Source organism: Microbispora sp. H10670 (genome assembly GCF_014161385.1).
GTDB lineage: Bacteria > Actinomycetota > Actinomycetes > Streptosporangiales > Streptosporangiaceae > Microbispora > Microbispora triticiradicis.
In genome coordinates this window covers 44,177-64,120 of record NZ_JABBWW010000019.1, presented here as the reverse complement: position 1 = coordinate 64,120, position 19,944 = coordinate 44,177, and the positions used below count along the sequence as shown (strand labels likewise).

The following is a 19,944-nucleotide window of genomic DNA, read 5'->3' as shown; positions in this document are numbered from 1 at the left end:
GCCCGCTTGACCGTCGCGCTCAGTTGATCCCCAGGTGATGACCGGGTGATCCCCGCCCGCTGCGGCGGAGAGCGCCACGCTACAGTAACCAGCAGAACATCATTCGGTAGAGCGGCGAGGGGCGCATGACCAAGTTCGACGAGGCCACGCGGGCGATCCGGGTCGACGACACCACCTACGACGTGTGTCTCGACGACGGATACTCGATGGGCGGGCCGCTGAACGGCGGCTATCTGATGGCCACCGTGCTGCGCGCGGTGGCGGACGCCTCGGCGCACCCGCACCCGGTGTCCACCAGCGCCCACTTCCTGCGGGTGGCCCGGCCGGGCCCGGCCCAGGTCGTGCTCGACCAGCTCAAGTCGGGCCGTACGGCGGCGATGACCCGGGCGCGGCTCGTGCGGGACGGCGAGGCGTTCGTCGAGATGCTCGTCGCGACCGCCACGCTCGACGGGTCGGCGGACCCGGACTGGTCGGACGGCCCCTCGGTGGCCATGCCCGGCCTGGCGGACTGCGTGCGCCTGCCCGATCCGAAAGCAGCGTCGGCCATGAACTTCAGCGCGCGGATGGAGATGCGGTTCGACCCGCCCACGATCGGCTGGCTGACCGGGGAGCCCACCGGGCGGCCCGAGTCGCGGGCCTACTTCCGGCTGGCCGAGCCGCAGGACCCCGACCCGTTCGTGCTGGCGATGGCGGTGGACGCGCTGCCGCCGGTCGTGTTCTCGGCGGGGGCGCGCGGATGGGCCCCCACGGTCGAGCTGACCTGGCACCTGCGCGCCCTGCCCGCCCCGGGGTGGCTGACCCTCATCGGTGGCGGGCGGCTGATCAGCGACGGCTGGTTCGACGAGGAGGTCGAGGTGTGGGACTCGGCGGGCCGGCTGGTCGCCCAGTCGCGCCAGCTCGCCCGGCTCGGCCGCGGCTGAGCCCTGCCCTATCGCCGTGCCTCCGGCGCGGCGGCGCTGCCCGATCGCCGGGCCTCCGGCGCGGCGGCTCGCGATGTGAGCTTTCTTACCGCCGGTGGCCGGGACCGGTCCCCTAACCTTGGGAAGCGTGCCGGAGGACAACAGCAGGGCGATCGGGATCTTTGACAGCGGGGTGGGCGGCCTGACCGTCGCCCGGGCGATCATCGACCAGCTGCCCCACGAATCGATCTTGTATGTGGCCGACACGGCCAACCAGCCGTACGGGCCCAAGCGCATCGCCGAGCTCCGCGCCTACGCGCTGGAGGTGATGGACCACCTGGTCGAGCACGGGGTGAAGATGCTGGTCATCGCGTGCAACAGCGCCAGCTCCGCCGTGCTCAGGGACGCCAGGGAGCGATACGACGTGCCCGTCGTCGAGGTGATCCAGCCCGCCGCGCGGCGGGCCGTGCGGGCCACCGGGAACGGCAGGGTCGGCGTGATCGCCACGCGGGCCACCATCGAGTCGATGGCCTACCACGACGCCTTCGCCGCGGCCCCCGACGTCGAACTGGTCGCGGTGGCCACCCCCCTGCTGGTGGAGTTCGTCGAGCGCGGCGAGACGATGAGCGACGACCTCATCGAGGTGGTCCGGGGCTACCTCAAGCCGATCCAGGACGCGGGCTGCGACACGCTGATCCTCGGCTGCACCCACTATCCGCTGCTCACCGGCGCGCTGTCGTACGTCGCCGGAGACGGGGTCACGCTCGTGTCGAGCGCCGAGGAGACCGCCAAGGACGTCTACCGGATCCTGCACGACCGGGGGCTGTCCAACGGCGCGGGCCGGCCGAGGCACCGCTTCCGGGCGACCGGCGACACGGAACTGTTCGAACGGCTCGGCCAGCGGTTCCTCGGCCCGGAGCTGCAGTCGGTGGAGCGGACCGCCCCCGGGCTCGGCGAGGCGACCGGCGTGGGGAGTCCGAGATGAAGCTGACCGTCGTCGGGTGCTCGGGCAGCTTCCCCGGCCCAGACAGCCCGTCCTCCTGCTACCTCTTCGAAGCCGAAGGCTTCCGGATGCTCGTCGACTTCGGCAGCGGGTCGCTGGGCGCTCTCCAGCGGCACGCGGGGCTCTACGACGTCGACGCCGTCCTGCTGTCCCACCTGCACGCCGACCACTGCCTCGACCTGTGCGCCTACCACGTCGTACGCACCTACACCCCGGACGGCCCGCTGCCGAAGATCCCGGTGTACGCCCCCGCCGGAGCGTCCAAGCGGCTCAACGCGGCGTACGCCATGCCGGACGAGCCGGTGCTGGAGAACTCCTTCGACTTCCTGCGGCTGTCACCCGGCACGCGGCACGTCGGCCCGTTCGAGGTGACGGCCGCCCCCATGAACCACCCGGTGGAGACGTACGGCTTCCGCGTGTCCAGCAGGGGCCGTTCGGTGGCGTACTCGGCGGACACCGGGGAGTCGGCCGAACTGGTCAAGCTCGCCCACGACGCCGACGTGCTGCTGTGCGAGGCATCCTTCCTCGACGGGCCGGACCTCACGCCCGGCCTGCACCTCAGCGGCAGGCAGGCGGCCGAGCACGCCGCGCGGGCCGGGGCGGGCACGCTCGTCCTCACCCATCTCGTGCCGTGGTACGACAAGGCCCGGGTCCTGGAGGACGCCTCACGCGGCGGTTTCGACGGGCCGATGGAGTTGGCACGGAGCGGCGCCGTGTATGACCTAGGGTGACCCGTATGGCTCGTTCACACGGTCGTCGATCCGACCAGCTACGCCCCGTGACCATCACCCGGAACTGGCTCGCCCACGCGGAGGGCTCCGTACTGGTGGAGTTCGGGGGCACCAAGGTGCTGTGCGCCGCGACGGTCGAAAGCGGCGTGCCCCGCTGGCGCAAGGGCAGCGGGCTGGGCTGGGTGACGGCCGAGTACGCCATGCTGCCCCGGTCGACCAACACCCGCACCGACCGCGAGTCGGTCCGCGGCAAGATCGGCGGGCGCACCCACGAGATCTCCCGGCTGATCGGCCGTTCCCTGCGCGCCTGCGTCGACTACAAGGCCCTGGGGGAGAACTCCGTACTGCTCGACTGCGACGTGCTGCAGGCCGACGGCGGCACCCGCACCGCCGCCATCACCGGCGCGTACGTCGCGCTCGCCGACGCGATCACCTGGATGCGGCAGCGCCGGATGTGCCCCGGCGACCCTCTGGTGAACTCGGTCGCCGCCGTCTCGGTCGGGATCGTCGGCACCGAGCCCATGCTCGACCTCGACTACAGCGAGGACGTCAAGGCCGAGACCGACATGAACGTGGTGATGACCGGCAGGGGCGACTACGTGGAGGTCCAGGGCACGGCCGAGGGCACGCCCTTCGACCGCACGACGCTCAACGGCCTGCTCGACCTCGCCGCGAGCGGCTGCGCCGACCTCACCCGCCTGCAGACCGAGGCCCTCTCCTAACCTGACGAGCACCTGACGAGCACCGAGGACGAGAGCATGAACAAGGTGGTCCTGGCCACCCGGAACGCCGGGAAGATCGTCGAGCTGCGCCGGATCCTCGCCGACGCCGGGGTGCCGGTCGAACTGCTGGGCCTGGAGGCCTTCCCGCACATCGGCGACGTGGCCGAGACCGGCCTCACCTTCGCCGAGAACGCGCTGCTCAAGGCGCACGCGGTCGCCTCGCAGAGCGGCCTGCCCGCTGTCGCCGACGACTCCGGCCTGTGCGTGGACGCGCTGAACGGCATGCCCGGCATCTTCTCCGCCCGCTGGTCCGGCCGCCACGGAGACGACGACGCCAACCTCGACCTGCTGCTGGCGCAGATCGGCGACGTGCCGGACGGCCGCCGCCAGGCCCACTTCGCCTGCTGCGCGGCGCTCGCGCTGCCGAACGGCGAGGAACACGTGGTGGAGGGGGCCATGCACGGCTTCCTCATCCGGGAGCGGCGCGGCACGGGCGGCTTCGGCTACGACCCGATCTTCGTGCCGGACGGCGACACCCGGACCACCTCGGAGATGTCGGCCGGGGAGAAGGACGCGATCAGCCACCGGGGCAGGGCCTTCCGCGCGCTGGCCCCGGTGATCGGTCAGGTCGTCTCGTAATCGCGCCGTAAGACCGCCGGGGCGGAGGCGGGCGTAGCGTTCGGACCGTGAACGCAGAAGGCATCCGCGAAGGCGCCCGCGAAGGCAGCGGCGTGCCCGCCTGGGCCGCCGTCCTGACCGGTCTCGTCGCCGCCGGGGTGGCGCTGGGGGCGGCCCAGCTCGTCGCCGGTCTGGTCGACCCCGCCGCGGCGCCGGTCGTCGCGGTGGGCGGCGCCGTGATCGACGCCACGCCCGCCGGTCTGAAGGAGTGGGCGATCCGCACGTTCGGCTCCGCCGACAAACCGGTGCTGCTGACCGGGATCGTCGTCGTGCTCGCGCTCGTCGCCGCCGGCCTGGGGCTGCTCGCCCGCCGCCGGACCGCGTACGGCATGGCGGGGCTGGCCGTTTTCGGGCTCGTCGGCGCCGCCGCGGCGCTGTCCCGGCCGGACGCGGGAGCGGCGCACGTGCTGCCCTCGCTCGCGGGGGCGGCGGCCGGGGCGTACGCCCTCTCGCGGCTGTGGCGCCGGGCCACGCGGAGCGACGAGGACGAATACGTCACCGCCAGCAGGGCCGCCGACAGGGCCTCCTACAGGGCCGCCGAGGTGCGGAGCCGCACGCCGGCCCAGCCGGTCGGCGACGCCGGCCCGGTCGGCAGCCCGATCAGCCCGGCCAAGCCGGCCGTGATGCGGGCGGGAACCGTGTCGCCCGGCCCTGTGTCGTCCGGCCCTGTGTCACCCGGCCCTGTGTCACCCGTCCCCGCGCCGTCCTCCGCGCCGTTTTCCGCGCAGCCCGCCGAGCCGTACGCCTTCGACCGGCGCAGGCTGCTGAACGGGGTGGCGGCGGGCGTCGTGGTCGCGGGGGCCGGCGGGTTCGGCGGATGGCTGCTGTCCGGGCGCAAGAACGGCGAGCTGGCCAGGCGCGGCGTGGCGAAGATCCTTCCGCGTGCGGCGCGACCGGCCGCGCCCATCCCGGCCGGGGCGGACCTGCGCATCTCGGGCCTCACCCCCTTCGTGACCCCGAACGCGGACTTCTACCGGGTGGACACCGCTCTCGTGGTGCCGACGGTGGACCCGGCCCGCTGGACGCTGAAGATCCACGGACTGGTGGACCGGCCGGTCGAGCTGACCTTCGCCGACCTGCTCAAACGGCCGCTGACGGAGGCCGACGTCACGCTGACGTGCGTGTCCAACGAGGTCGGCGGGTCGTACGCCGGCAACGCGCGCTGGCTCGGCGCGCGCCTGGCCGACGTGCTGCGCGACGCCGGGATCCGGCGCGAGGCCGACATGCTGCTCAGCGTCTCGGAGGACGGCTGGACCTGCGGCACACCGGTCGACGTGGTCATGGACGGCCGGGACGCGCTGCTGGCCGTCGCGATGAACGGCGAGGTGCTCCCCGAGGAGCACGGCTTCCCGGTCCGTCAGGTCGTCCCCGGCCTGTACGGGTACGTCTCGGCGACCAAGTGGGTCACCGAGATCAGGGTCACCCGGTTCGACCGGGACGAGGCGTACTGGACGCCCCGCGGATGGGCCGCGAAGGGCCCCATCAAGACCCAGTCGAGGATCGACCTGCCGCGCGGCGGGGACAAGGTGCGGGCGGGCCGTACGACCGTGGCCGGCGTGGCGTGGGCCCAGCACCGGGGGATCGACGCGGTGGAGGTCCGGGTGGACGGCGCCGGCTGGCGGCAGGCGAAGCTGGCCGACGTCACGGGCCCCGACACCTGGCGGCAGTGGTCGGCCGAGGTGGACCTGACGCCGGGCAGGCACACGATCTCGGTGCGGGCCACCGACGCCACCGGCTACACCCAGACCGCGGACGAGGCGCCGCCCGCGCCGGACGGCGCGACCGGGTATCACTCCATCACCGTCACGGCCCGCTGAGGCGCTCACAACGGGCCGGGTCTGGAGTTGGGAAAACCCGCCGCGCCCCGTACGGCCCGCCCCTACCATCGGCACCCTGATGGGGCGCGAAGAGGGGGGCCAAACGCGTGAACCAGGAGAAGGCGCGCCGGCATGCGAGGTGGCGGCTGCCGTCGGGTGTGTACAACCCGGTCGTCGCGGCCGACGGCCGGCGATGGCGGGACTACGAGCAGGCGGCCGAGGCGCCTGCTCCCTCGCTGGGGGACCGCCGCCTGGAGGTGCGGATCGCGGCACTGCCGCTGGGCGCGGACACCGGGGCCGTGCCGGTCGTCCCCGCCGCCAGGAACGGCGACAACGCGGGCCACGGCATGAGCACGTTGACCGGCCGCCGCGGCGGGCCGCCGGCGGTGTGGGACGCCGTGGCCGCCACGACGCCCGCCGCGGACGCCGGTGATCCTCAGGTCGCCGTGACCACCGGGGAGACCACCGGGGAGACCATCGGGGAGACCATCGGGGAGACCATCGGGGAGGCCACCGCGGAGACCACCGGGGAGACGTCGGAGGCGACGGCCGGGGGGACCGCCGCCGACGCCGTTCCCGACGGCTTGCCGACTGGCGTGGAGGACACCGGCGCGCTCGCGCCCGTGGAGGACGACCAGGACGCTCTCACCGGGACGGCCGAGGCCGATCCCCCCTGCGCCGAGGCCGATCTCCCGTACGCCGGCGACGGCGTGGTGGACGGCGGCGCGACGGATGCCCCGGAGGGAGAGCGACCGGTCCCCGGGGAAACGGATGAGACCGCTTCGGCCGGGTGCGCGTGGCCGGACGAGGAGACCGACCGTCGCGGGCACGTGGACGAGACCGCCGGAACCCGCCGGGACGAGGCGCCCGGCGACGACCCCGAGGCGGGCGCGGGGGCGGCTTCCGAGGCAGGCCCCGAGCTCGACGCGGTGACGGTTCACGGGAGCGGCGCCGGCATGGAGGAGTTCGCGGACGGCGACGACTTCTGGTCGGCCGTCCTGCGGGACGAGACGGAGCGCGACTGGCTGGACGGCCCCGATCGTCCGCGGCGGCTGGAGGAGACCCGCACGTACGGCCGGCCGGGCGGCCTCGCCGAGGCGGACCCGGATGGTCAGGCGAGCCTGGCACAGGCGGTGAACGGGCGCTTCCCGGACCCGCGCGGCACCTGGATCCGCCTCATCAACGCCGAGGGCCCGACGGAGGACGCCTTCAGGTCCAACAACGCCGTCGACTGCGCGCTGTCGGTGATGTCGACCTGGCACGGCGAGCCCGTGGTGGCGGCGCGCAGGCACCCGGAGTACGACCCGTCGGGTCGGCCGCTGCTGACCGGGGAGACCGGGGGCGTCGCGCGGGCCGAGGAGTGGCTCGGGCACCGCTTCGAGTACGTGGGCCACGGCCGCCGGGCGTACGTGGCCGTCGCGCAGCGGCTGATCTTCGGCGGGCACGGCGCGGCCGCCGTCCTCATCACCCGGTGGGCCGGGGGCGGCAGCCACGCGTGGAACGCCGTGAACTGCCGGGGAGAGGTCGTGTGGATCGACGCCCAGCGGGGTCACATGGCGGTGGACCCGCCGTACGAGGACGTCACGGGCGTCTTCGCGGTGGTCGTCGACCGCCAGGGCCGCCGTCTGTGACGCGGTCTGAACCGAACGCCGCCACAGACACGGCCTGCCAAGCCGGACCAGCCCGAGCCGGTCGTCGAGCACAGGCCGTCTTACGCATTCCGATATAGGCATATGATGGGGTCATGGCACGAGCGGCAACGACCTCGGACGCGTTCAACGCGATCGCCGAGCCGCAGCGGCGGGAGATCCTGGTGCTGCTGCGGGGTGGCGAGCGGCCCGTGACCGAACTGGCGCGGGACCTGGGGATGAGCCAGCCACAGGCGTCCAAGCATCTGCGGGTGCTCCGCGAGGTCGGGCTGGTGCGGGTCCGCGGGGCGGGCAAGCAGCGGCTGTACGGCCTGGACGCCCGCGGGCTGCGGCCGGTCCACGAGTGGGTGGGCGGCTTCGAGAGATTCTGGGACGAGACCTTCGACCGGCTGGACGAGTACGTGCGAAATCTGGAACAGGCAAGGCAGGAGGAACCACCGGATGGCGACGACCGGTAGCGGCGGCGAGCCCGACCACACGACCACGGACCGCGAGATCGTGCTCTCCCGGGCCATCGGCGCCCCGCGGGAGCTGGTGTTCGAGGCGTTCACGCAGGTCCGGCACCTGTCGCAGTGGTGGGGCCCGGAGGGGTTCACGACCACGACGCGGTCCTTCGAGTTCCGCGTCGGCGGGGCCTGGGCCTTCGTGATGCACGGGCCGGACGGGACCGACTACCAGGAGTGGATCACCTGGACCGAGATCGTCCCGCCGGAGCGGATCGCGCTGGTGCACGGCGAGTACCGCGACGACCCCAACGCCTTCGAGTCAGTCCTGACCTTCGAGTTGGTCGGCGAGAAGACCAGGATCACGATGCGCACCGTGTTCCCCACCAAGGAGCTCCGTGAGGAGGCCGTGCAGAAATACCACGCGATCGAGGGCGGCGAGCAGACCCTGGGCAACCTGGCGGCCTACGTCGCCGAACTCACCCGGAACGAGACCACACCGAAGGGAGCGGAGGACTGATGGCCGGGAAGGTGTTCTTCAGCGTGACGATGTCGCTCGACGGCTTCATGGCGCCGGAGGCCGTGCCTGTCGAGGACGTCTTCTCGCCCGAAGGCCGGAACGACCCGAGAGTCCAGCGCTGGATGACGAAGTGGTCGGAACTGCAGGCGTGGGCGTTCCCGCAGCGGTGGATCCGGGAGAACCTCAAGCTCGGCGAGGGCGGTGAGGAAGGACTCGACAACGACATCGCTCGGGCGACGTACGAGCGCACCGGCGCGAGCGTCATGGGCAAGCGGATGTTCGACGCCGGCGAGCCGGCCTGGCCGGAGGAGGCGCCGTTCCACACCCCGGTGTTCGTCGTGACCCACACCAAGCGTGACCCGTGGGAGCGGCCGGGCGGCACGATCTTCCACTTCGTCAACGACGGCGTCTCCAGCGCACTGGACCAGGCCCGCGAGGCCGCGGGCGACCGCGACGTCCGCATCGCCGGCGGCGCCGAGACGATCCAGCAGTACCTGGACAGCGGTCTGCTCGACGAGTTCTCGATCACCCTCGCGCCCGTGCTGTTCGGCACCGGCATCCGCCTGTTCGACCGCGTGGACCCGGCCCGCCTCGCCCTCGAACAGACCCGCACGGACGCGTCATCCCGGGTGACCCACCTGACCTACACCGTCGGCAGGCGGTAGCCGACGCGAGGCAAGCCTGCCCGGGAGGACGCGGTGCGCATCGGCGCTCCCGGCGTGTGTGGGCGCCGCGTCCACCCGATCCGGCGGACGCGGCGCGGATTCACGAGAGAAGGCCCGTCAGGAGGCCGCCAGCGCGCCGACGACCGACGCGCGGGCCGCGCGCCGGGCGGGCAGCACCGCGGCGAGCACCCCGGCCAGGCCCGACGCGGCGATGAAGACCAGGATCTGCGTGACCGGGAGCCGGAAGGAGACGTCCCTGGTCAGCGTCGCCGTGGCCGCCCAGCCGTACAGCACCCCGAGCACGACGCCGACGATCGCGCCCACCAGGCCGAGGACCAGCGCCTCGACCGACAGCATCCCCCGAAGCTGCGGCCGGGTCAGGCCGAGCGCACGCAGCAGCGCCGACTCGCGGGTGCGCTCGTGCACCGACAGCGACAGCGTGTTCGCGATGCCGAGCAGTGAGATCACGATCGCGAGGGCCAGCAGCCCGGTGACCACCATGAGCACGGTGTCGATCGCCTCGTCGAACTGGCCGCGGATCTCGGTCGTGCTGCCGACCTTCACCGCCGGGTAGGCCGCGGTCGCGTCGTCCACGACCGCGCGCGCCCGCTCGGCGGGCACGCCGGGGGCGGCGTTCAGCAGGATCTGCGCGTCGTCCACCCTGCCGAAGCGCTGCTCGAAGGCCTGCTCGGCCATGGTGAACGGCGGCAGCAGGGAAACGCCGGCCTTCAGCACCGCCACCACCGTGAGCGGGACGCTCCGCCCGCCGGACGTGACGGTCACGTGGTCGCCGACCTTGACGCCGAGGTCCTGGGCCACGAAGTCGGCCACCGCGACATCACCCGCGCCGAGGCCGTCCAGCGTGCCGGCCGACGCCTCCGGTTTGACGGAGGTGCCGAGGGCGGACCGGGTGACGGTGCCCACCTCGTAGTCGTGGCCGTTCACCTTGGCCTTCTTCCCCCGGAACTCGGTCACCGCGGACAGGTCGCGGCTCGCGCGCAACGTGTCGGCGACCGAGCGGGGGATGCCGCCCGTCTGCGCCGTCAGGATGTAGTCGGCCGGGAACTGCCGGTCGAGCTGGTCGCTCACGGTGCTCCGCACCGTCGCGGTCAGGACCGACATGAACGTCATCAGGGTCACGCCGACGGTCAGCGCCACGGTGGTGGTCGCCGCGCGCCTGGGGTTGCGCCGGGAGTTGCCCACCGCGAGCCGCCCCGGCACGCCGAACAGCCGCGCCGGGACCCAGCCCGCCAGCCCGCTCAGCGGCCGTACGATCACCGGGCCGAGGACGAGCACCGCGAAGAAGACGAGCACACCGCCGGCCATGACCGTCAGCAGCGCCACCTGGCCCGGGTTCTGGAGCACGCCCGCCGCCGTGAGGCCGGCCCCCGCCACCGTGAACAGGGTGGCGAAGACCACCCGGACGACCCCGGTGCGGAACGTGTGCTCCTCGGTCTGCGTGCCCAGCGCCGCGACGGGCGGCACACGGGTGGCCTGGCGCGCGGGGAGCAGCGCGGCGGCAACCGTCACGACGACGCCGGTGCACAGCCCGATGGCGATCGTCTGCGGGGAGAGGCTCACCGTGCCCGTGGGGACGTCCGTACCGGTGGCCCTCAGCACCGCCACCGCGGCGGCCCCGAGGCCGAGGCCGGTCAGCAGGCCGAGCACCGACGACAGCAGGCCGACCACGGCCGACTCCAGCACGATGGAGCCGAACACCTGCCGCCGGGTCGCGCCGATGCAGCGCAGCAACGCCATCTCGCGGGTCCGCTGGGCGACCAGGATGCCGAAGGTGTTGTAGATCACGAGCGCGGCGACGAGCAGCGCGACCGCGGCGAACAGCAGCAGCCCGGTCCGGAGGAACGCCGTGTCCACGTGGTTGCGCCGGGCCAGCTCGTCGCCGCGTTCCCGCCCGGTCACGACCTTCGCGCCGCTCCCCACGGCCGCCGCGACGGCCGTACGCAGGGTCTCCGGCGCGGGACCGGAGGAGAGGACGTCGATCTCGGTGAAGCCCTTCGCGCCGGTCACGAGCCGGGCCGTCTCCGGCGTGAACGCGACCGCCCCCCGGTAGGCGAGGTCCGGGTCGAGACCCACGTCGAAGGTCCCGACGAGGCGGAACTCGTGCCGTTCGCCCGCCTTGTCCAGCACCGCGACGGTGGCCCCGGGTGCGTAACCCTGGGCCTTGGCGGTGTTCTCGTCGAGCACCGCCTCACCGGCGGCGGAGGCCGCCCTACCGGAAGTGAGCTTCATGCGGCTCGCCGGGATGGAGACGCCGGCGGTGGGGTAGTCGCCCACGACCTTGCCGTCCCTGCCGATCAGCGGCGCGTCGCCGGACAGCACGGGCTGGGCGTCCCGGACGCCCCGCACCGCTCTGACCGCGGCGAGCGCGCGCTCCGGCAGAGTCCCGTCGTCCTCGGCGGGCGTCACCACCACGTCCACCTTGTCGGCGTCCGCGGCGAACGACTGGGAGAACCCGGCGTCGATCGTGTCGGTGAGCACGAACGTGCCCGCGATGAACCCGACCCCGAGCACGATCGCCAGGGAGGTGAGCAGCAGGCGCAGCCGGTGTGCCAGGAGCCCGGCGAGAGTCGTCCGGAGCACGGCTCAGGCCTCCAGCGCCATCAGCGCGTCGAGCACGGTCTGCGGCGTCGGCCGCTCCAGCTCGCTCACCAGCAGCCCGTCCCGCAGGAAGATCACCCGGTCGGCGTACGACGCCGCCACCGGGTCGTGGGTCACCATCACGATCGTCTGCCCGAGCTCCCGTACCGACCTGCGGAGGAACGCCAGCACCTCCGCGCCGCTGCGCGAGTCTAGGTTGCCGGTCGGCTCGTCGGCGAAGATCACCTGAGGCTTGCTGATCAGCGCCCGTGCCACGGCGACGCGCTGCTGCTGGCCGCCCGACAGCTCGCTCGGCCGGTGCCCGAGCCGGTCCCGCAGGCCGACCGTCTCGATCACCCGGTCGAACAGCGCCTGGTCGGCCTGGCGGCCCGCGATCTCCAGCGGCAGCCGGATGTTCTGCTCGGCCGTCAGCGTCGGCAACAGGTTGAACGCCTGGAAGATGAAACCCACGCGCTCGCGCCGCAGCAGCGTGAGCTGCTTGTCGTTCAGCCGGGTGAGCTCGGCGTCGCCGATGCCGACCCGCCCGTCCGTCACGGTGTCGAGCCCGGCCAGGCAGTGCATCAGCGTCGACTTGCCGGAGCCGGACGGCCCCATGATCGCGGTGAACGCCTCGGCGGCGAAGTCGACGTCGACGCCGCGAAGGGCGTGCACCGCCGCGTCGCCCGCGCCGTACACCTTGGTCAGGCCGCGCGCGACCACGGCGGTGCGGGTCTGAGTTGTTGTGCTCATGAGTTCACGCTATGGGCGTGATCAGGGCGTTTCCTCGGCCTCGCGGACGTTCTCGATCTGCGGCCCCGGGACCGGGAGGCGAAGCGCGGGTGCGACTTCCGGGGTACCCCCGGCTCAGCCCCTCGGATGATCGGGGGCCACCACCCCGGTCTCGTACGCGTACACGACCGCCTGGGCCCGGTCACGCAGCCCGAGCTTGGCCAGCACACGGCCGAGATGGGTCTTCACGGTCGCCTCCGCCAGATGCAGCCGCGCCGCGATCTCGGTGTTCGAGAGGCCGCGGGCCACGTGGTAGAGCACCTCCCGCTCCCGCGCCGTCAGCGCGCCGGTGTCCTGCCGCCGCCGGTCCCCCTCCGGCAGGAGCACGGCGAACCGGTCGAGCAGCCGGCGGGTCGTGCTCGGCGCGACCACCGCGTCCCCCGAATGGACCGACCGGATCGCGCTGATCAGCTCGGCCGGGGGCACGTCCTTGAGCAGGAACCCCGCCGCGCCCGCCTTGATCGCCGCGAACGCGTACTCGTCCAGGTCGAACGTCGTCAGGATCAGCACCCTCGGGCCGTCGGGCGCGGCGCAGATGACGCGGGCCGCCTCCACGCCGTCCATCCGGGGCATGCGGACGTCCATCAGGACGACGTCCGCCTCGACCGTGCGCAGCACCTCGACGGCGGCCTGCCCGTCCGCCGCCTCACCCACGACCTCGATGTCCGGCTGCGCTCCGAGGACCATCCGGAACCCCGTCCGCACCAGCTCCTGGTCGTCGACCAGCATGACGCGTATCACTGCCACTTCGCTCCGCTCGTCACCGTCGCGCTTCCGACACCGTACGCGAGCCCGCCGGCGGTCAGGCTCCCCGTCTTTCCCCGGTCCGGCCCGGACGGCTGACGCGGCGCCGGCGAATCCGGTACGGGCTTCGGGCGGCTCATGGATTCAGGCGGCCATTCCGGCGGGGATCCGGGCGACCACCCGGAAGCCACCGCCCGTGCGAGGGGCCGCCTCGATGCTCCCGCCGTACATCGCCGCCCTCTCCCGCATCCCGATCAGACCATGGCCGCCGACCACCCGCGGCGCCGCCGCGCCCCTGCCGTCGTCGCTGATGCGCAGCTCGATCAGCCCAGGGCCGTACGCCATCTCCACCCGCGCCCGCGTGCCCGGCCCCCCGTGCTTGATCGCGTTCGTCAGCGCCTCCTGCACGATCCGGTAGACGGCGAGCTGCTCGCCCTCCGGGAGCGTGCGGGGCGTGCCGGACACCGTGAACTCCGTCGGCAGCCCCGAGTCCCTGACCTGCCTGACCAGCTCGTCCAGCTGCGCGACGCCGGGCTGCGGCGCGTACTCCTCGGCCGGGCTGCCCGCGTCCTGCCGCAGCACGCCCACCAGCCTGCGCATCTCCGCCAGCGCCTGACGTCCCGTCGCCGAGATCGCCTGCATCGCGCGGCGCGCCTGTTCCGGGTCGCTGTCGATCGCGTACGCCGCGCCGTCGGCCTGGACGACCATCACGCTGACGTTGTGCGCCACCACGTCGTGGAGTTCGCGGGCGATGCGGGCCCGCTCGGCGGCGGCCGCGATGCGGGCCTGCTGGTCGCGTTCCCGTTCGGCCCGCTCGGCGCGTTCCACCAGGCTCTCGACGTAACGGCGGCGGGTGTTGGCGTACATGCCGCCGATCCACACGGCGACGACGAAGACCGAGGCCGACGGCCACGCCCGCATGGGATCGGGAGACCAGCTCAGCATGGCGAGCAGCAGCCCTCCCTCGGCGACCACCCCGGCGGCCAGCGCCCACCGCCGCGGGCAGCGGGCGGCGACGCCGTACATCGCGACGAGCACCGCCAGGTTCGCGGGCAGGACGGCGATGTTCAGCAGCCACTGCGCGAAGCTGACCACGGACACCACCGCGAACACCTCACGCGGGTGGTTGCGGCGCCACAGCAGCGGCACGACGAGAGCGGCGGACAGCAGCAGCAGCACGGGCACGCCGACGTGCCGCGCGTGCATCATCCCGCTGGTGCGACTGAACGCCTCGACCGTCGACACGCACAAGAGCGCCAGCGGGAAGATCGCCAGCGTGTCCACGATCCTGCTGTGGCGCCGAGTCCAGGCGCGCATACTGCCGAACACGTACCCAACGATACGTATCGGCTGTTCACAAAGGTCTCACCCTTGCGACGGATACCGCCGTACGACTCAGGTCGCAGTCGACGGCGGCCCTTACGCGATTCTTACGGATCACGGCGCATCCTTGTTACCGGGAACGCTTCTTGGAAGCGGGGTAAAGGGAGATCTGAATGGCGGGTCAGGACGCGGTGCCGCGCGGTGCTGAGGACGAGCCGCGCGGCCCGCGCCCTGAGTCGGCCGCCATGTCGCAGGGGAGTGCTGTAACGGAGGTGAGCATCGTGCCGCAGGGGAGTGCCATGCCGCAGCCGGTGTCTCCGCCCGGTCCTGCGAGCCCTCTCGGACCGCCCTCATTCGTCGGCCCCGCGGGCATATCGCCGGGGGCCCCAGGACCACGTCCGGCCGGCTACGCGAACGCGCGCCGCGCCCTTCCCTCGGGCAGGCCCGCGATCCTTCCGCCGGGCACCACCTCGATCCCTCCGCTGGGCGGCGGGTCGGCGTTCGGCCCCGGAGGGGCCGGATGGCAGGCCCCCGGCTGGCGGGAAGCGGCTACGCACCCCGCGGGCGCCCTGCGAAGCGAGTCCGTCCGGTCGCCGGGGGGCCTGGGCGGACGCCTGACGGAGCGGCTGCCGCGTGGCCAGACCGGGCGGCTGATCACCGTCGGCATCGCGTCGGCGCTCGTCGGAGCGCTCCTCGGCGGCGGCGTCGTAGCCGCCACCGGTCTGATCTGGGATGAGACGCACGCCGGGGCGACCCGGGAGGCCGGCGGCGATCAGGACGGCCTGTTTCCTCGTGGCGGGAACCTCCCAGGCGGCGAGGACGGCCGCCTGCCCCAGTGGTGCCGGCGCACCGAGACCGGCATCGTCTGCCGGCCGAACGGCTGAGACGTCGTTTCCGGCAGGCGCGTGCCGACGGGGCGGCCGGCACGCGCCTGCATGTTCTCCCGGCGGGCCCGATGCTCACCGGGTCCGCGGAACCACCGCGGTGCCTCGGGTCACGGGGCCCGGCGGATCAGCCGAGGATCACTGGAGCGCGCGCCGGTCCGCGTGCAGGGGCCGCGCGAGCCGTACGGTGATGAACTCGTCGTTGTCGGCCTTGCCCGCCGTGCGGCCGGACGAGAACGGGAAGTTGTTGTCGTTCAGCAGCGCGAGCGTGTGGTCGTCGAGCAGGGCCACGTCCTCGATCGTCTGGAACGGGAAGCGGAACGTCCGCCCGAAGCCGCCGAGACCCCTGGGGTTGGCCAGGTTCAGCAGGTCGGCGACGAGAGTCTTGTCCATGCGCCCGTCGTGGTCGCGGTCGGCGGCGTCCGCCAGGTAGACGCGCTTGAAGGCCGCGGCGTCACCCTGCTCGTTGTCCCGCTCGATGACCAGGAAACGGTTGTCGTCCACGGAGATCGCGTCTCCGATGGCGTTCGACGGCGACTCCAGCCGATAGGTCCGCCATGCTGAGCCGTACCGGCCTGTGCGCAGGTCGAAGTCGTACATGCGCAGGTCGCCGGGGGTGTCACCATCCACCGTCCCCTCCAGCAGGGGGTGGAGGTGGCGGCCGTCGACCGAGCGCGCCATGCCCTCGAACCCCTTGCTGCTGCGGATGTTCGGCTGCCCGCCGTTCAGGTCCGGGTTCTCGGGAGCCTTGACCCCGGGCAGCGGGATCGGAGCCCGCAGGAGCCGCCCGGAGGACGAGAAGTGCAGCAGGAACGGGCCGAACTCGTCGCCGATCCAGTAGGTGCCGTCGGACGACCGCACGATCGACTCCACGTCGAAGTCGGCGCCGGTGAGCACGCGGTCCGCCCGGGTCAGGGCGAACGGCACGCGCTTGTCGGGGTCGCTCAGGTTGAACCCGCCGAGCACCTTCAGCTTCCCGTCCCTGAGGCCGGGCCTGATCCGGTGGACCCGCAGCAGGAAGTCCGCGCTGTTGGCCTTGTTGCCGTAGCCGTTGTCGGACAGCACGTCGTAGGTGCCGTCACCTCGTCTGACGACGCCGCTGAAGCCCTGGACGGGCTGCCCGGAGAAGGGCGCGGCGATGCCGTTGAAGGGCCCGGCGCCGATGGCCGACCCCGAGGGCTCGCTGCCGGGGACGAAGGTCTCGGCGGGCAGGACGGCGAATCCCGTGAGCGTCGCCTGGCCGAAGTCCGCGGGCCGGGGAACGGCCATGGCGGGGGACGACAGTCCGAGGGCCAGCGCGGCGGCACCCAACGTGATCGAAAGCTTTCTCATGACGGGCACGTTAGGGACGCCGCGTGACAGACGGCCCAACAGCAGGCGGCCACGGTCGAACAACTGGCCCTTCGGCCGCCACCGTGGAAGTCTCCGCACGACGTCACTCCCGCTCACTCCGAGCACGCAGCAGAGCGATGGCCGTGCGGATCGCGGAGGACCGGGAGGGGGCCTCTTCCGCCGCGACATACCGCTCGAGAAAGGCGAGGTCGTCCGCCGAAACCATCACGGCCATTTTCGCGGGCGCCGTTCTCCTTCCGCCGGAAGAATCGCCCTGTGTCGCCGCATCAAATGCGCCGCTATTTTTATTTGAATTCTGGTGGGGTCGACGAGATTCGAACTCGCACTGTACGGCACCTAAAGCCGCGGTCTCCTGCCGTTGGACTACGACCCCTTTTCCTCTTCCCTTTCCCGCGAAATTCTCGGTCTGAGAATGGCAGTTCGGGCAGAGAAATCTCAGATTCTCTTTCCTGTTGTCCAGCCAGTTTCCGTTGGCGTGGTCGATGTGCAATGTGAGCGATCGGCCCTGCCAAGTGCCGTCTATCTTACAGTCTGAGCACCGGTAGGACACTCCGGCTTCGAGCAGGGCCCGCCGAAGCTTGGACGGCTTCTCGCGGGGGGCACCTGAGGGCTGCAGAACCAGCACGTCCGCCGGCAGTCTACGTCGCGGTGACGGCTGGCCCCGCCTATGAGCCTGACCGAGGAAGTGGGAGGTGTCTATACCGAAGTGCTTGAGGCGGCGGCTGATGTGGGCGTGGCTGCCGCCCGACCACGAAACGCCGAGATAACGCAGCACGTCGGCGATGCTCACGGCGTTGGCCGCCGCCTCGGTCAGCAGTTCGCGGGTGTACTTGTACTTCGCCATGCCCCGGAATGTATCGGCCGTCGCCGACAATTCCGGGAGCTTCGCGAAAGGGGTGGATCAGGAAATTCCCAGCTCTTTTACGAGGCGGGCGACGTGGCCGGTGGCTTTCACGTTGTAGAGCGCCTTCTCGACCTTTCCGTCGGGGTCGATGACGAACGTGGACCGGATGACGCCCATCACGGTCCTGCCGTAGTTCGTCTTCTCGCCGTACGCGCCGTAGGCCTTGTGCACGTCGAGACCGGTGTCCGACAGCAGCGGGAACGTGAGCGCGTCGCGCTCGCGGAACTGCCGCAGCTTGGCCGGCTTGTCCTTGGACACGCCGAGCACCACGAGACCCTGCTCGGTCAGGGCGCCGAGGTTGTCGCGGAAGTCGCAGGCCTGCTTGGTGCACCCGGGGGTCATCGCCGCCGGGTAGAAGTACAGGATGACCCGGCGGCCGCGGAAGGACTCCAGCGAGACCTCGTTGTCGTCGGCGTCGGTAAGGGTGAAGTCCGGCGCGGCGTCGCCGGGCTGGAGCTTGCTCATCACGTCCTCCGGAAAAGGTGACCCGCGGCGATCGGCGGGCAAGCGACAACCAAACTACCGGCTCGGCCGCTGCACGGGGCGACCGCCGGACCTGGCAGACTGATCACACACGAATACCACAGGAGGGGGATCGCATGGCGGACACCGATCCCGATGCGCTGGAAAAGAGGATCGAGCGCACGCGGGCGGAGCTCGCTCGCACGGTCGACGCCATCGCGGACCGGGTGAGCCCGAAGCGCGTCGCCGAGCGCGGCGTGGCGAAGGCCAAGTCGAACGCGATGGACTTCGTCGCGTCCGTGGAGGACCTGGTGCTGGGCACGCCGCGCGGGATCACGACGTACGGCCCGGGGGACGCCGAGGCCGAGCCCGGCGAGTATCCGGCGCGCAGCCTCGCCCCGGTGCTGATCGGCGTGGGGATCGTGGTGGCGGTCGGCGCGACGATCGTGCTGCTGCGCCGCCGGTCCCGCTGACCGGCCCGCACCGATCACGAAGACCGGAGGGCAGGGCGTCAGAGGAACGTCATGCCCTCGCCCCGGTAGGTCGGGACCTCCTCGGTCACCCGGTCCCCTTCGACCAGGTGCAGGACGGGGAAACGCTCGCACAGCTCCCCGGCCTTGGCGTGGCGGAACCAGACGCGGTCGCCGAGGCGCAGCCCGGCCGCGGCCTCCCCGAGCAGGGGCGTCTGCACCTCGCCCGCTCCCTCGTCCGGGTGGTAACGGAGCCCGTGCGGCAGGTACGGCTGGGGCAGCCGGGTGGGTCCCGCCGCTCCGGAGGCGGGATAGCCCCCGCCGAGCACGGTCACGACCTCCGGCGAGGGCCGGCGCACCACCGGCAGGGCGAACAGCGCCGCGGGCCGGCCGGTGAAGCCGCGGTAGAAGTCGAACAACCGGGGGTGGAAGAACCCCGACCCCGCCGCGACCTCGGTGATCGCCCGTTCGGCGATGGTCTTCTCGATGCTTCCCGTGCCGCCGCCGTTGACGAACTCCAGGTCGGCGACCTGCCGTACGGCCCGTACGATCCGGCCGCGCCGTACGGCCAGCTCGCGGCGCGACCGCCGCTGCATCCAGCGCACCGCCCCGCCGTACGGCCCGGGGACGGCGTCGCCCACCCCGGCGATCTGCGCCTCGTACGCCATGAGCCCGGCCAGGCGCAGCCCGGGCCGCCGGACGACGTCGGCGGCGATGGCGGCGGCCTGCCCGGGCTCGCGGACCGGCGACCGCAGCGCGCCCGCGCGGAACCTGCCGCCGAAGGCCGTGAAACCCGCGTCGATGTCGAGGCAGACGCGGATGGGGTGAGGCGTCCGGAGGCTCTCGATCAGGTCGAGGTGCTCGGGCGAGTCGACCGTCACCGTGATCTCCCGGGCCGCGGCCTCGTCCGACCCCAGGGCGCGCAGGGCCGTCCGGTCGGCCGTCGGGTACGCCACGAGCACGTCCCGCAGGCCGGTGGAGGCCAGCCACAACGCCTCGGGCAGCGTGAACGCCATGATTCCCGAGAAGCCGTCCATGTCCAGGACCCGCTCCAGCACGGCCCGGCAGCGGATCGACTTGCTCGCGACGCGGATCGGTTTGCCCCGGGCCCGGCGCACCATGCCGGCCGCGTTCGCCCGCAGGGCGTCCATGTCGAGGACCGCGAAGGGGGGCTCCAGGTGGGCCGTCGCCCGGTCGAGGCGCTGCCGGTCGTCCATGGGGGCAGCCTAACGCGGAGTACATGAGCCTGGTTCACGTTACTTGGCCCAGGCAAAATCTCGGCCGGGAAGC

The 19,944-nt window shown here is 72.4% G+C and carries 19 protein-coding genes and 1 tRNA gene; 12 read left to right on the top strand and 8 right to left on the bottom strand.

Features of this window, described 5'->3' with window-relative positions:
- Window positions 1-125 precede the first annotated feature (125 nt).
- From HHX33_RS24305 to HHX33_RS24260, 10 genes are all read left to right on the top strand, one after another.
- Complete coding sequence (locus tag HHX33_RS24305; protein WP_182876639.1) at window positions 126-920, top strand: thioesterase family protein; 795 nt, start codon at window positions 126-128, stop codon at window positions 918-920.
- Window positions 921-1,047: 127 nt separating this feature from the next.
- Window positions 1,048-1,884, top strand: coding sequence for a glutamate racemase (gene murI, locus HHX33_RS24300; RefSeq protein WP_396699189.1), 837 nt, complete (start codon window positions 1,048-1,050; stop codon window positions 1,882-1,884).
- Window positions 1,881-2,633, top strand: a complete 753-nt coding sequence (locus tag HHX33_RS24295) for an MBL fold metallo-hydrolase (protein WP_182876638.1) — start codon at window positions 1,881-1,883, stop codon at window positions 2,631-2,633. The genes murI and HHX33_RS24295 overlap by 4 nt, the downstream gene beginning before the upstream one ends.
- 5 nt (window positions 2,634-2,638) lie before the next feature.
- On the top strand, window positions 2,639-3,355 hold the full coding sequence (gene rph / locus HHX33_RS24290) for a ribonuclease PH (protein WP_117409402.1): 717 nt from the start codon (window positions 2,639-2,641) through the stop codon (window positions 3,353-3,355).
- Between the two features lie 36 nt (window positions 3,356-3,391).
- Window positions 3,392-3,994: an RdgB/HAM1 family non-canonical purine NTP pyrophosphatase gene (gene rdgB / locus HHX33_RS24285; RefSeq protein ID WP_182876637.1), complete on the top strand. Its 603-nt coding sequence runs from the start codon at window positions 3,392-3,394 to the stop codon at window positions 3,992-3,994.
- Window positions 3,995-4,041: 47 nt separating this feature from the next.
- Window positions 4,042-5,850: a molybdopterin-dependent oxidoreductase gene (locus HHX33_RS24280; RefSeq protein WP_310741504.1), complete on the top strand. Its 1,809-nt coding sequence runs from the start codon at window positions 4,042-4,044 to the stop codon at window positions 5,848-5,850.
- A gap of 107 nt (window positions 5,851-5,957) precedes the next feature.
- The gene (locus HHX33_RS37365) at window positions 5,958-7,481 is read left to right on the top strand and encodes a toxin glutamine deamidase domain-containing protein (protein ID WP_310741503.1); all 1,524 of its coding nucleotides are present in this window, start codon (window positions 5,958-5,960) and stop codon (window positions 7,479-7,481) included.
- Window positions 7,482-7,594: 113 nt separating this feature from the next.
- Window positions 7,595-7,957, top strand: coding sequence for an ArsR/SmtB family transcription factor (locus HHX33_RS24270; RefSeq protein WP_117409404.1), 363 nt, complete (start codon window positions 7,595-7,597; stop codon window positions 7,955-7,957).
- Window positions 7,941-8,462: an SRPBCC family protein gene (locus HHX33_RS24265; RefSeq protein WP_117409405.1), complete on the top strand. Its 522-nt coding sequence runs from the start codon at window positions 7,941-7,943 to the stop codon at window positions 8,460-8,462. Before HHX33_RS24270 ends, HHX33_RS24265 begins: the two co-directional genes overlap by 17 nt.
- Window positions 8,462-9,127: a dihydrofolate reductase family protein gene (locus HHX33_RS24260; RefSeq protein ID WP_182876636.1), complete on the top strand. Its 666-nt coding sequence runs from the start codon at window positions 8,462-8,464 to the stop codon at window positions 9,125-9,127. Before HHX33_RS24265 ends, HHX33_RS24260 begins: the two co-directional genes overlap by 1 nt.
- Window positions 9,128-9,244: 117 nt before the next feature.
- Here HHX33_RS24260 and HHX33_RS24255 read toward each other — a convergent pair whose 3' ends face one another.
- The 4 genes from HHX33_RS24255 to HHX33_RS24240 form a co-directional block, all read right to left on the bottom strand.
- On the bottom strand, window positions 9,245-11,728 hold the full coding sequence (locus HHX33_RS24255) for an ABC transporter permease (RefSeq protein WP_182876635.1): 2,484 nt from the start codon (window positions 11,726-11,728) through the stop codon (window positions 9,245-9,247).
- 3 nt (window positions 11,729-11,731) lie between these two features.
- Window positions 11,732-12,475, bottom strand: a complete 744-nt coding sequence (locus HHX33_RS24250; RefSeq protein ID WP_138462186.1) for an ABC transporter ATP-binding protein — start codon at window positions 12,473-12,475, stop codon at window positions 11,732-11,734.
- A gap of 114 nt (window positions 12,476-12,589) precedes the next feature.
- A complete protein-coding gene (locus tag HHX33_RS24245) occupies window positions 12,590-13,255 on the bottom strand; it encodes a response regulator transcription factor (RefSeq protein ID WP_208759158.1) in 666 nt (221 codons plus the stop codon).
- A 147-nt stretch (window positions 13,256-13,402) separates the two neighbouring features.
- Window positions 13,403-14,587, bottom strand: a complete 1,185-nt coding sequence (locus HHX33_RS24240) for a sensor histidine kinase (RefSeq protein ID WP_310740589.1) — start codon at window positions 14,585-14,587, stop codon at window positions 13,403-13,405.
- A 167-nt stretch (window positions 14,588-14,754) separates the two neighbouring features.
- Here HHX33_RS24240 and HHX33_RS24235 point away from each other — a divergent pair, with 167 nt between their 5' ends.
- Window positions 14,755-15,465: a hypothetical protein gene (locus tag HHX33_RS24235; RefSeq protein ID WP_182876634.1), complete on the top strand. Its 711-nt coding sequence runs from the start codon at window positions 14,755-14,757 to the stop codon at window positions 15,463-15,465.
- Between the two features lie 138 nt (window positions 15,466-15,603).
- Here the strand turns inward: HHX33_RS24235 and HHX33_RS24230 are convergent, their stop codons facing one another.
- From HHX33_RS24230 to bcp, 3 genes are all read right to left on the bottom strand, one after another.
- Window positions 15,604-16,797, bottom strand: coding sequence for an esterase-like activity of phytase family protein (locus HHX33_RS24230; protein WP_182876633.1), 1,194 nt, complete (start codon window positions 16,795-16,797; stop codon window positions 15,604-15,606).
- 317 nt (window positions 16,798-17,114) lie between these two features.
- Window positions 17,115-17,191 (bottom strand) — tRNA-Leu (locus HHX33_RS24225).
- A gap of 528 nt (window positions 17,192-17,719) precedes the next feature.
- Entirely contained in the window at window positions 17,720-18,187 is a 468-nt protein-coding gene (bcp, locus tag HHX33_RS24220; RefSeq protein WP_182876632.1) for a thioredoxin-dependent thiol peroxidase, read from the bottom strand.
- A 134-nt stretch (window positions 18,188-18,321) separates the two neighbouring features.
- Here bcp and HHX33_RS24215 point away from each other — a divergent pair, with 134 nt between their 5' ends.
- Window positions 18,322-18,657, top strand: a complete 336-nt coding sequence (locus HHX33_RS24215; RefSeq protein ID WP_117408107.1) for a DUF3618 domain-containing protein — start codon at window positions 18,322-18,324, stop codon at window positions 18,655-18,657.
- Between the two features lie 38 nt (window positions 18,658-18,695).
- On the opposite strand, the gene HHX33_RS24210 is transcribed toward HHX33_RS24215, so the two are convergent.
- Complete coding sequence (locus HHX33_RS24210) at window positions 18,696-19,871, bottom strand: amino acid deaminase/aldolase (RefSeq protein WP_182876631.1); 1,176 nt, start codon at window positions 19,869-19,871, stop codon at window positions 18,696-18,698.
- Between the last annotated feature and the right edge of the window lie 73 nt (window positions 19,872-19,944).

What these genes read in the sequence shown, in the direction of transcription:
- HHX33_RS24250 (WP_138462186.1), bottom strand. Translation starts at nt 12,475, where the DNA reads ATGAGCACAACAACTCAGACCCGCACCGCCGTGGTCGCGCGCGGCCTG.
- HHX33_RS24210 (WP_182876631.1), bottom strand. Translation starts at nt 19,871, where the DNA reads ATGGACGACCGGCAGCGCCTCGACCGGGCGACGGCCCACCTGGAGCCC.
- HHX33_RS24260 (WP_182876636.1), top strand. Translation starts at nt 8,462, where the DNA reads ATGGCCGGGAAGGTGTTCTTCAGCGTGACGATGTCGCTCGACGGCTTC.
- HHX33_RS24265 (WP_117409405.1), top strand. Translation starts at nt 7,941, where the DNA reads ATGGCGACGACCGGTAGCGGCGGCGAGCCCGACCACACGACCACGGAC.
- rdgB (WP_182876637.1), top strand. Translation starts at nt 3,392, where the DNA reads ATGAACAAGGTGGTCCTGGCCACCCGGAACGCCGGGAAGATCGTCGAG.
- HHX33_RS24215 (WP_117408107.1), top strand. Translation starts at nt 18,322, where the DNA reads ATGGCGGACACCGATCCCGATGCGCTGGAAAAGAGGATCGAGCGCACG.
- HHX33_RS24235 (WP_182876634.1), top strand. Translation starts at nt 14,755, where the DNA reads ATGGCGGGTCAGGACGCGGTGCCGCGCGGTGCTGAGGACGAGCCGCGC.
- HHX33_RS24305 (WP_182876639.1), top strand. Translation starts at nt 126, where the DNA reads ATGACCAAGTTCGACGAGGCCACGCGGGCGATCCGGGTCGACGACACC.
- HHX33_RS24230 (WP_182876633.1), bottom strand. Translation starts at nt 16,797, where the DNA reads ATGAGAAAGCTTTCGATCACGTTGGGTGCCGCCGCGCTGGCCCTCGGA.
- rph (WP_117409402.1), top strand. Translation starts at nt 2,639, where the DNA reads ATGGCTCGTTCACACGGTCGTCGATCCGACCAGCTACGCCCCGTGACC.
- HHX33_RS24295 (WP_182876638.1), top strand. Translation starts at nt 1,881, where the DNA reads ATGAAGCTGACCGTCGTCGGGTGCTCGGGCAGCTTCCCCGGCCCAGAC.
- HHX33_RS24270 (WP_117409404.1), top strand. Translation starts at nt 7,595, where the DNA reads ATGGCACGAGCGGCAACGACCTCGGACGCGTTCAACGCGATCGCCGAG.
- bcp (WP_182876632.1), bottom strand. Translation starts at nt 18,187, where the DNA reads ATGAGCAAGCTCCAGCCCGGCGACGCCGCGCCGGACTTCACCCTTACC.